At 73.5% G+C, this 10,826-nt stretch carries 6 protein-coding genes; 2 read left to right on the forward strand and 4 right to left on the reverse strand.

Annotated features, from left to right (window positions below):
- Positions 1-75: 75 nt before the first annotated feature.
- Both ACSNN7_RS27250 and ACSNN7_RS27255 read right to left on the reverse strand, forming a co-directional pair.
- Positions 76-3,393 (reverse strand): S8 family serine peptidase, encoded by a 3,318-nt coding sequence (locus ACSNN7_RS27250; protein WP_436683885.1) that lies wholly within the window; start codon positions 3,391-3,393, stop codon positions 76-78.
- 148 nt (positions 3,394-3,541) lie between these two features.
- A complete protein-coding gene (locus ACSNN7_RS27255; protein ID WP_436683886.1) occupies positions 3,542-4,705 on the reverse strand; it encodes a DNA recombination protein RmuC in 1,164 nt (387 codons plus the stop codon).
- A gap of 166 nt (positions 4,706-4,871) precedes the next feature.
- Here ACSNN7_RS27255 and ACSNN7_RS27260 point away from each other — a divergent pair, with 166 nt between their 5' ends.
- Positions 4,872-5,669: a hypothetical protein gene (locus tag ACSNN7_RS27260; RefSeq protein WP_436683887.1), complete on the forward strand. Its 798-nt coding sequence runs from the start codon at positions 4,872-4,874 to the stop codon at positions 5,667-5,669.
- Between the two features lie 181 nt (positions 5,670-5,850).
- Here the strand turns inward: ACSNN7_RS27260 and ppc are convergent, their stop codons facing one another.
- Positions 5,851-8,637 (reverse strand): phosphoenolpyruvate carboxylase, encoded by a 2,787-nt coding sequence (gene ppc / locus ACSNN7_RS27265; RefSeq protein ID WP_436683888.1) that lies wholly within the window; start codon positions 8,635-8,637, stop codon positions 5,851-5,853.
- Between the two features lie 192 nt (positions 8,638-8,829).
- Here ppc and ACSNN7_RS27270 point away from each other — a divergent pair, with 192 nt between their 5' ends.
- Entirely contained in the window at positions 8,830-9,870 is a 1,041-nt protein-coding gene (locus ACSNN7_RS27270; RefSeq protein ID WP_436683889.1) for a S66 family peptidase, read from the forward strand.
- 24 nt (positions 9,871-9,894) lie between these two features.
- On the opposite strand, the gene ACSNN7_RS27275 is transcribed toward ACSNN7_RS27270, so the two are convergent.
- Positions 9,895-10,806, reverse strand: a complete 912-nt coding sequence (locus tag ACSNN7_RS27275) for a cyclase family protein (protein ID WP_436683890.1) — start codon at positions 10,804-10,806, stop codon at positions 9,895-9,897.
- Positions 10,807-10,826: the final 20 nt, after the last annotated feature.

Here is a 10,826-nt window from a genome sequence, read left to right on the forward strand (position 1 = left end):
ACAGGAGCCCGCCCCCGGGGGTGGGGGCGGGCTCCTGTGGTGCGTGGCGGTCGCGGGACCGCCGTCAGGCGGTGGTCAGTTCACCGCGCCGATCGCGACCGAGCCGCGGCCGACGACCGCGCCCTCGGTGGTGGTCACGGCCAGGTCGCCGTAGAGCTCCCGGCCGGCGGCCGGGGCGGACAGGGCGGTCACCGTGCCGGTGAGGGCGGCGGTGTCGCCGTGGTTCAGCGGGAGCGGGGTGGCCGGGGCGGACAGCGTGCCCAGCGACGGCGCCGAGAAGGAGTCCCGGTAGTCGTAGGCGGTGCTGGTGCCCGGGCCGTCGACGGCGTACCCGTCCACCACCACGCGGTAGGTGCCGGCGGCGGGGTTGGTCAGGGTGACCGCCTCCTCCGAGTCACCGTCGGCCGAGCGGCCCACCCGGGTGGCGCCCAGGAAGACCGACAGGTCCAGGTCGGCGCCGAGGTCGGCGGTGTTGCCGATCCGGGCGGTGAAGCTGGTCGCCCCGGCCGGCACGGTCACCGTGTACTCCTGCTGCGCGCCCTGGGCGATGGTCGGCCGCTCGGCGTGCACGCTGGACAGCGCGCCACCCTGGCCGGTCACCGACACCGGGCCGAAGGTGTTGGTCAGGTCCCAGGAGACCTGGGCCGGGGTACCGGCGGTCACCGACGGCAGTGCGACGGTGGCCGGCTCGACCTGCACGCCCTGCACCCGGGCCTGGAGCTGGAACGGGTTGTTCAGCGACGGCGAGGTACGCCGGGACTCCACCTCGATCTGCCAGACCCCGGGGATCGGGTTCTGGTAGTCCCGCTCCTGCGGCTTGCAGGCCGCCGCGTCGGAGAAGTTGGTGTAGCAGGCGGTGCTGGCGGTGCTCTCCACCGGGATGCCGTACGGGTTGATGGCGATGAACCGGGTCTGCGAGCCGGTGGCGATGCCGGAGAGGTTGACCTGGAGCGCGCCCGCCCCGGCCGGCACGGTCACGAAGTACGAGGTGAAGCTGTTCCGGTCGACCGAACCCTCGGCCGAGAAGGAGTACGCCTGCTTCCGCACGTCGTTGGAGACGACCACCACGGTGGAGACCTCGAAGTCGACCACGTTGGTGGCCGGGTCGTCGATGGTCATCAGCGCGCCGTGCGTGCCGTCGGTACGCGGCTTGGCGACCACGTTGACGGTGACCGTCTTGTTCAGCGGCAGCACCACCGACCGCGGGGCGGTGAAGGTGCCGTCGTTGCCGCGCAGCGTGACGTTGTGCCGGATGTTGCCGGCCGGTCCGCTGGTACGGGTGACCTTGACCTTGTAGGTCTTCGTCTGGTCGACCTTCTGGCCGCCCTGCCCGGCGGCGCACCGGTTGTAGACGCCCGCGCCGCGATCCGGGTTCGGCACGAACGTGCCGGTGCCGGCGTCGTAGCGGGTCAGGTTCTTCGACAGCTCGGTGCAGACCGGCGCGTCCGAGGTGTACGAGCGGGTCTCGACGCCCTGGTCCAGCAGCTCCCAGGCGCCCGGTACGTTGAACATGCCGTAGCCCTGGGCGTAGGTGGCGACGCCCTCGATCGGCTGGGCCGAGCTGTAGATGGCCCGGCGCAGCGCGGCCGGGGTGACGCCCTGGTCGTTGTCCCGGGCGGCGGAGAGCAGCAGCGCGGCAGCGCCGGCGGCCTGCGGCGCGGCCATCGAGGTGCCGTTGAGCATCTGGTAGCCCGGCGGCAGCGGGTAGCCGGCCTCGGCGACCGGCACGCCCGGCAGCCAGGTCGGCGCGGTGGAGATCGCGGAGCCGGGGGCGGCGATGTTGGGCTTGAAGCCGCCGTCCTCCCGCGGACCGCGCGAGGAGAAGTTGAACAGCGCGTTCTCCTTGCGGACCACCGAGCCGTAGTTGGCCAGCCAGGTCTGCTTGCTGATGCTGGCCGCGACGCTGACCGCGTTGGTCGCCACCGACGGGTCGCCGATGGTGTTCAGGCCCGGGCCGGAGTTGCCGGCCGAGAGGAACAGCTGCACGCCGTAGGTGGTGATCAGGCTGTTGTAGAGCTGGGCGCGGGCGTTGGAGCCGTCGTTCAGCGCCGGCAGGCCGCCGATCGACATGTTGACCACGTCGACCTTGCGGTTGATCACCAGGTCGGCCATGCCGGTGGTGAGGGCCGCGGCGGTGCAGCCGCCCGTCCAGGTGCAGGCGCGGGAGGAGACCAGCTTGGCGCCGGGGGCCGCGCCGTCGAGGGCGCTGTTGCCGAGCATGTCGTTGGCGGCGGTGATGCCGGCGACGTGCGTGCCGTGGGTGGCCTGGACGATGCCGATGTTGACGTAGTCGGCGTACGGGCCGGGCTGTCCGTCGCCCGGGTTGAGGTCGACGTCCTCGCGGTACTCGACGACGAACGGGATCTGCTCGCGGACGGCGGTGGCCGGGTTGTCCGTGCCGAAGTGGCCGACCTGGAACTTCTCCTTGTACGGGCGCATCAGCTCGTCGTCGGTGAAGTCGCGGTTGCCGTTGACGTCCACCCGGATGTCGTGGGTGTCGGCGTGGTAGAGGATGCCCCACGAGTCGGTGGTGTCACCGTCGCGGTTGACGTCACCGCCGACCTCGCTGGTGGCGCCGGCCGGGGCGGTGATCGACTCCCGGAAGGTGGCGAACCGGTAGCTGCCGGCCGGGGCCGTCCAGCTGGTGGTGCCGATGGTGAAGGCCGGGCCGGTCACCTCGGTGGTCATCGCGCGCCAGGTGGCGTCCTCGAGCGGGTCGGTCGAGGTGACCCAGTCGACGATCTTGCGCTCGCCGGTGGTGGTCTTCTGCAGCGCCGGCTGGTCCAGGTCCACGCCGGAGTCCATGATGCCGATGGTGACCCCGCGCCCGTCCCACTCGGGGTGGGCGGCCTTGAACGCCTCGGCGCCGGTCTCGTTGGTCGGCATGTACGGGTTGACGGCGCCGGTGCCGGCGCCCGGCCCGGCCAGGGTCTCGCCCTGCTCGGCGGCGGTCGCGCCGTTCGGCGCGGACTCCGGGGTCGGGTCCGGGAGCTGGATGGTCTCGTCGAGGTCGACCGCGGCGACGCCGGGCAGCGTGGCGGTCTTGAGCACCTTCGCGGTGGGGACCTTGGCCAGCACGTACCCGATGGAGTCGAAGCGCTGGCTGACCGAGCCGCCGAGGTCCTTCACCGCGTCGGCGACGTCCTTCGCCTCACCCTTGTCGGTGGCGACGATCAGCGTGACGGTCGGCGCGTGCTTCGCCTCCGCCTCGGCGAGCAGCTTGGCGTCGTGCGCGCCCAGCGTCTCGACGGCGTTGGCGGGAGCGTCCGGACTGGTCGCGGGGGCGGCGCTCGCGGTGGCGGCGCTGCCCGCACCGGCCATGGCGCCGGCGGCCACGACCGTGGCGAAGAGCCCGGCGGAGGTACGCCGGCTCAGGTTGCGGGGTTTGCTCACGTTCTCTTTCCTCCAGAGAACAGGGCCCTGAGATGACAGGGCACGCGTGAGCGAATCCTTTGTGCTACGTCGTGGCGGTGTCACTACCGAGCGGTACCTTGTGACCACTTCGTGATATGCGCGGATGCGTACTGTCACATCCGCGACGTTAGGCGGACCGGTCCAGCGTGGACGTGCCGTCGAGCAGCTCCGGGGCCTGCGGCTGGCGGGGGGCCACCTCGACCTGGGCCGGGGCGGTCAGCTCCTGGTCGGAGACCCCGAGCTCGGCCAGCTTGCGGGCGCTGACCAGCACCCGCGCCTCCAGCGAGCCCACCGCCCGGTTGTACGCGGTGACCGCCCCGGCGAGCGAGGAGCCGAGCTTGCCGACGTGGTCGCCCAGGGTGGACAGTCGCCCGTACAGCTCGCGGGCCAGCGAGTGAACGGCCACCGCGTTGCGGGCCAGCGCCTCCTGCCGCCAGGAGTAGGCGACCGTACGCAGCAGGGCCACCAGGGTGGCCGGAGTCGCCAGCACCACGTCGCGGGCGAAGGCGTGCTCCAGCAGCGTCGGGTCGCGCTGCAACGCCACGTCGAGGAACGGGTCGGCCGGCACGAAGAGCACCACGAACTCCGGCGTCGAGTCGAACGCCGCCCAGTACGACTTCGCGGCGAGCGCGTCGACGTGCGCCCGCAGGTGCCGCGCGTGGGCGTCGAGGTGGGTGTCCCGCCCCCGCTCGTCGCGCGCCTCCATCGCGGTCAGGTACGCGTCGAAGGGCGCCTTGGCGTCCACCACCACCGTCCGGCCGCCGTGCAGCCGGACCACCAGGTCGGGGCGGACTCCCTGGTGGTCGGTGGCGGCGGTGACCTGCTCGTTGAAGTCGCAGTGCTCCAGCATGCCGGCGGCCTCGACGATCCGGCGCAGCTGGTGCTCGCCCCAGCGGCCCCGCACCTGCGGCGCCCGCAGCGCCGCCACCAGCTGCTTGGTCTCGGTGCGCAGCTCGCCGGAGACCGTGCTCATGGCGCGGACCTGCTCGCGCAGCTCGGCGTAGGCGTCGACCCGGTCGCGCTCCAGCTCGCCCACCCGCTGCTCGTAACGGCGCAGGGTGTCGTGCAGCGGGGCCACCGCCCGGGCGACCGCCTCCTGCGACTGGGCGGTCGCCTCGTAGCTCAGCGCCCGCATCGACTGCTCCAGCCGCCCCTCGCCCTCCCGGTTGGCGGCCAGCGTCGCCTCCAGGCGGGCGATCTCGATGGCCGAGCGGACGCGGGCGGCGTACCAGCCCACCGCACCCCCGGCGACGAGGCAGACGATCACCACGGCGAGCGTCGAGAAGTCCACCACCGGAGCTTGCCAGAACGCCGCCCGGGCCGCCGGGGAGCACGCCGGTCGGCCGCCGGGCGCGGAGCACCCCGGGTGGAAAACGCCCGCGGGTGATCCCGCGCCCCGCGGCGTCCGGTCGTCCCGGCGGGCGTACGACCGGACCCACGCGGGTACCTTCAGCGGCATGGAACTTCTGCTCGTGGCGGTGCTCGTGGCCCTCCTGGTGGGCGGGTTCGTCTGGTGGCGGCGGGAACAGGCCGCCCGCGAGGCGCGCAGCCTCGCCGACGTGCGCGCCGACGCCCAGCGCTGGTACGAGCGCCTCGGCGGCCAGGTGATGAACCTGCACGGCGACGCCCCGGCCGTACGCCAGGCGCTGGTCGACGCGGCGGAGCGCTACAACGCCGCCGGCAGCCAGCTGGAGCAGGCCGGGACGGTCCAGCAGTACCGGCTGGCCCGGGAGACCGCGCTGGAGGGGCTGGCGTACGCCCGCGCGGCGAGGGTGGCGCTCGGCCTGGACCCGGGGCCGGAGCTGCCCCCGCTGGCCGCCGCGCAGGGCACCGGCGAGTTGACCAAGGAACGCCAGGTGCAGGTCCAGGGGCAGACGTTCAAGGCCGGCCCGCAGCCGGGCGGGGACACGCCCTACTACTACCCGGGTGGGCGTTTCCAGGGGCGGCCGGTGCCGGCCGGCTGGTACTCGACGCCGTGGTGGAAGACCGCGCTGGGCGCGGGCGCCGGGGTGCTCGGCGGGTTGCTGATCGCCGACGCGCTCTTCTCGCCGGCCTTCGCCGACCCGGGCTACGGCTACGAGGCCGGCTACCAGGAGGGCTTCGGCGACGGCGCCGATCAGGGCGACCAGGGCGCCGACGCCGGGGACCAGGGCGGCGACTACGGCGACCAGGGGGACGTCGGCGGCGTCGATCAGGCGGCCGACTTCGGCGGTGGGGACTTCGGGGGCGGGGACTTCGGCGGCGGCGACTGGTGACCGCCGCCTCCGGGTGCGTCTGTTGTCGCGGGAACAACAACAGATGCACCCGTTGGAGCGCGATGCCTGCGGCGGCAGGAACGCGCTGAGGGAGCCCTGCCGTCCCGGCGGGTAGCCGCAGACAACGTGACGACGGCCCCCGTCCAGGAGGACCGGGGCCGTCGCGTGTCGTACCCGGGTGTCAGCCGGTGTTGCGCATGCCGGCGGCGATGCCGTTGACCGTGGTGAGCAGGGCCCGCTCCAACGCCGTACCGTCGCTCGGTGCGCGACGGCCGCCCGGCGCGGTCGCCACCGCGCGCCCGGCGGCGCCGGAGTCCCGGTACTGCCGCAGCAGCGCCACCTGGAGGTGGTGCAGCGGCTCCAGGTAGGTGTCCCGGACCGCGAGGGTGCGCTGGAGCACCGGCGAGTTCTCCAGCAGGGCCGGCGAGGCGGTCACCGCCAGCACCTCCTGCTTGGTCAGCTCGTACTCCTGCTCGATCTTGTCGAAGATCGGGTGCAGCTTCTTCGGGACCAGGGTCTCCACGTAGCGGCGGGCGATGCTCAGGTCCGTCTTGGTCAGCATCATCTCCACGTTCGACAGGAACGTGCGGAAGAAGTGCCAGTTGCGGTTCATCTCGGCGAGCACGTCCTCCAGCCCGGCCGCCCGCGCCGCCGCCAGCCCGGAGCCAACCCCGAACCAGCCCGGCACGATCTGCCGGGTCTGCGTCCAGCCGAACACCCACGGGATGGCCCGCAGCCCGCCCAGCCCCGCCCCGGTGTTGGGCCGCTTCGCCGGCCGGGAGCCGATGTTGAGCGCGCCGAGCAGCTCGGTGGGGGTGGAGGCCCAGAAGTACGCCGGCAGGTCCGGGTCCTCGACCAGCCCGCGGTACGAGCGGAACGCCGACTCGGAGACCACGTCCATCGCCGCGTCCCAGCGTTCCAGCATCTCGGCCGGCTGGCGGGGCGCGGTGTGCAGCAGCGTCGCCTGGAGCACCGCCGCCACGGTCAGCTCCAGGTTCTCCCGGGCCAGCGCCGGCAGCGTGTACTTGTCGGAGATGACCTCGCCCTGCTCGGTCACCTTGATCGCGCCGTCCAGGGTGCCGTACGGCTGGGCCAGGATCGCGTCGTGCGTCGGCCCGCCGCCGCGCCCGACCGTGCCGCCCCGGCCGTGGAAGAGCCGCAGGTGCACGCCGTGCCGGGCGGCCACGTCCCGCAGCGCCCGCTGCGCCCGGTGGATCGACCACTGGCTGGTGGTGATGCCCGCCTCCTTGTTGGAGTCGGAGTAGCCCAGCATCACCTCCTGCACGTCGCCGCGGGCCGCGACCAGCGCCCGGTAGGCGGGCAGCGACAGCAGCTCGTCGAGCAGCTCGCCGCCGGCGTTCAGCTCCGCCGGCGTCTCCAGCAGCGGCACGATGCCGATCCGGGCCCGCCCGCTGTGCACGTCGATCAGACCGGCCTCGCGGGCCAGCACCACGGCGGCGAGCACGTCGTCCACCCCGAGGGTCATCGAGATGATGTACGACTCGATCACCTCGGCGCCGAACCGGTCCTGCGCCTCCCGGATCGCGCCGAACACGTCGAACGTCTTCTGCGCGTTCTCGGTCAGCGGGGTGTCCAGGGTCGACAGCGGTCGCCGGCCGGTCAGCTCGTCGGCGAGGAGCTTGGTCCGCTCCAGCCGGGTCAGCGACGGGTAGTCCGGCACCTCGCCGACGGCCGCGTAGAGCTGGGCCAGCACCGCGTGGTGCGCCTCGGCGTGCTCGCGTACGTCCATGGTGGCCAGGTGCAGGCCGAACGCGGAGACCGTACGGATGGTGGAGGCGAGTCGGCCGACGGCGGTGAGCTGCCCGGAGTTGCGGGCCAGCGAGGCGCGCAGCAGCTCCAGGTCGGCGATCAGCTCGGCGGTGCCGCGGTAGTCCCGCCCCGGCACGTGCGGGGTGCCCTGGCGCAGCCGTTCCCGGGTGTTGGCCAGCTTCGCCTTCACGCAGCGCGCCTTGAGCCGGTACGGCTCCTCGGCGTTGACCCGGCGGAACCTGGGCGCCACCTCGGGCAGCGCGTCCAGGTCGGCGGCGAGGCTGGCGGAGAGGTCCAGCGACACCGCGCGCAGCCGGCGGGAGACGGAGACCTCGTTGATCAGGTGTTCCATCGCCGCCTCGGTGGCGGTGATGCCGTGCTCGTGCTGGATGTGCAGCACCTCGCGGGTGACCGCCGGGGTGACGAACGGGTTGCCGTCCCGGTCGCCGCCGATCCAGGTGCCGAAGGTCAGCGGGCGGGCCGTCGGCGAGGTCTCCACGCCGAGGGTGCGCAGCGTGTCGGCGAGGTCGTCGAGCACCTGCGGGGCGGCCTCGGCGTGCAGGTCGCGCAGGTAGTAGATGGCGTTGCGGGCCTCGTCGGTCGGGTCCGGCCGGTCCAGCCGCAGCTCGTCGGTCTGCCACATCAGGTCCAGCAGCTCGGCCAGGCGCCGGTTGGCCGGGCCCTCGTCGCTGGCGCCGTAGAGGATGGCGTTGGTGGTCTCGGTGTCCAGCTCGTCGGCGATGGCGCGCAGCTTGGACAGGATCGAACGCCGGGCCGCCTCGGTGGGGTGGGCGGTGAAGACCGGGCGTACCGCGAGCCGGCGGGCCGCCGCGGCGATCTCCTCGGCCGGCACGCCCCGCTCGGCGATCATCTTGGCCGCCTGGTCGAGCCAGCCGCCGTGCACCGCCCGGCGCCGGCGCAGGTCCCGGGCGCGGTGCACCTGCTCGGTGATGTTGGCCAGGTGGAAGTAGGTGGAGAAGGCGCGGGCCAGCTTGGTGCCGGTGGTGACGTCCAGCCCGCCGAGCCGCTGCGCGGCGGCGGGGGCGTCGGAGCGGACCTGGGCGCGGATCTCCTCGACCAGGTCGAGCAGGGGGCGGCCCTCCTGGCGGGCCAGGGTCTGGCCGAGCAGGGTGCCGAGGCGGCGGATGTCGGCCCGCAGGGCGGCGTCGGGGCCGTCGTGGTCGTGCTGGTCGGTCACCATGCGCTCCTTACGTGAGTACGAAGGACAGCGCTGTCCGACTCCGTCGATCGTATCCGTGGGGAGCCGCCGGTAAGGAGGGGGCCCGGGATGTCACCTTCCCCACGTTCGCCGTCCGCGCTCACCGGGCCCCGGCGTCGGGTCGCTCCGACGACCGGAAAACCGGTTGGTCACGGCCGGTAGCGTCCGGACATGACGTTCCCGGACTATCCGCGCAAGCCCCGCCCCGGCGACCGGGTCGCGGTCGTCTCACCCTCCGCCGGCCTGCCGGGTCTCTTCCCCCACGTGTACGAGCTGGGCCTGCGCCGGCTGCGCGAGGAGTTCGGCCTGGAGCCGGTGGAGTACCCGACCACCCGGACGATGGGCGCGGACCCGAAGGATCGGGCCCGGGACCTCACCGCCGCCTTCGCCGACCCGACGGTCACCGCCGTGCTGGCCACCGTGGGCGGCGACGACCTGATCACGGTCACCCCATACCTGGACGACGCGGTGCTGCAGGCCAACCCGAAGCCGTACTTCGGCTACTCGGACAACACCAACGTCCTCAACCACCTGTACCGGCTGGGCATCGTGGCGTACCACGGCGGATCGGTGCTGGTGCACCTCGGCCGCTCCGGCAGGGCGCACCCGCTCACCCTCGACTCGCTGCGCGCCGCCCTCTTCACCTCCGGCTGGTACGACCTGACGCCGGCGCCCGAGTGGGGCGACGAGCCGCGGGACTGGCGCGACCCGGCCACCCTGGCCGACGAGCCGGTGATGTTCCCCGGCACCGGCTGGCGCTGGCAGGGCCCGTCGACGGTGGTGCAGGGGCGTACCTGGGGCGGCAACCTGGAGATCCTGCACTGGCTGATGGCGGCCGACCGCGTCCCCACCGCCGCCGAACTGGCCGGTTCGGTGCTGGTGCTCGAGACCTCGGAGGAGCTGCCGTCGGCCCTGGAGGTGTTCCGGATCGTGCGGAACATGGGGGAGCGGGGGCTGCTCGCCGCCTTCCCCGCCGTCGTCGTCGGCCGCCCCAAGGCGTGGGACTTCGACCGCCCCCGGTCGGTCGAGGAGCGGCGGGTCTGGGGTGCCGCGCAGCGGGAGGCGGTCACCCGGGCGCTGGCCCCGTACCGCCCGGACGCGGTGGTGGTCTTCGACGTCGACCTCGGCCACACCGACCCGCAGCTGATCATCCCGTACGGCGGCGAGATCCGGGTGGACGCCGTCGAGCGGCGGATCTCGGTGCGGTACTGAGCGCCGGTCCGCCGGCCGCGCCGGTCAGCCGACGACGGCGAAGGCGCGGACCGGGAAGGTGCTCATGCCGGCCACCATCGGCGGGGCGGCGGTGAAGCGGAACCCCTCCGGGGGCAGGGCGTCCAGGCCGGTCAGGTGCTCCACGATCGGGATGCCGGCGGCCAGCAGCGCGCTGTGCACCGGGCGCTCACCCCCGGACGCCGGGGTCATGTCGTCGATGTTGACCGAATCGATGCCGACCAGCGCGGCACCCGCCTCCACCAAGGCGCGAGCGCCGTCCCCGGTCAGGTAGGGGGCGTCCGGTGCGCCGTACCGGTCGGTGCCGAAGTGCGCGGACCAGCCGGTGTGCAGCAGCACCGCGCGCCCGGCGACGTCGTACGGCGCCAGCAGCAGCCGGTCCACCGCGCGGGTGCCGGCGGGCACCCGGACCACCACGCCGGGCAGGTCGGCGAGCCGGTCCAGCGGGGTGCCGGTGAGGTCGACGCCGTCGGCCCAGCGGTGCCCGGGCGTGTCCAGGTACGTCCCGGTGTTGGCGATCATGTCGATCCGGCCCACCTGGAACTCGGTGCCCGGGGCGTAGTTCGCCCGGGACGCCTCCCGGGTCAGCCACTCGCTGATCGCCGGGCCCGGCCACCCGGGCAGGGTGACCATGCCGTCGGTGATCACGTGACTCAGCTCGACCAGGCGGCGGCCCGGGTCACCCGGGCCGGTGGTGACGCCCCGGCCGCCATTGTGCGGTTCCTCGACGATCGTCCTGCCGGTGATCCGTACCTCGGCGACCATCAGCAGCCCTAGGTGGCGGACGAAGAGCGCGGCCAGCGCCGCGTCGTCGATCTCCGGCCCCGGGATGTCCAGCCGGAACCCGTCGGTCCGCAGCCCACCCCCGTTGGCGAACGTGACCTCCGCGTCGAACCGCGCCCGGTACTGCCTCCCCATGAACCCACCCGACCACGCCC

The organism is Micromonospora sp. URMC 105 (assembly GCF_051386295.1).
Classification (GTDB): Bacteria; Actinomycetota; Actinomycetes; order Mycobacteriales; family Micromonosporaceae; genus Micromonospora.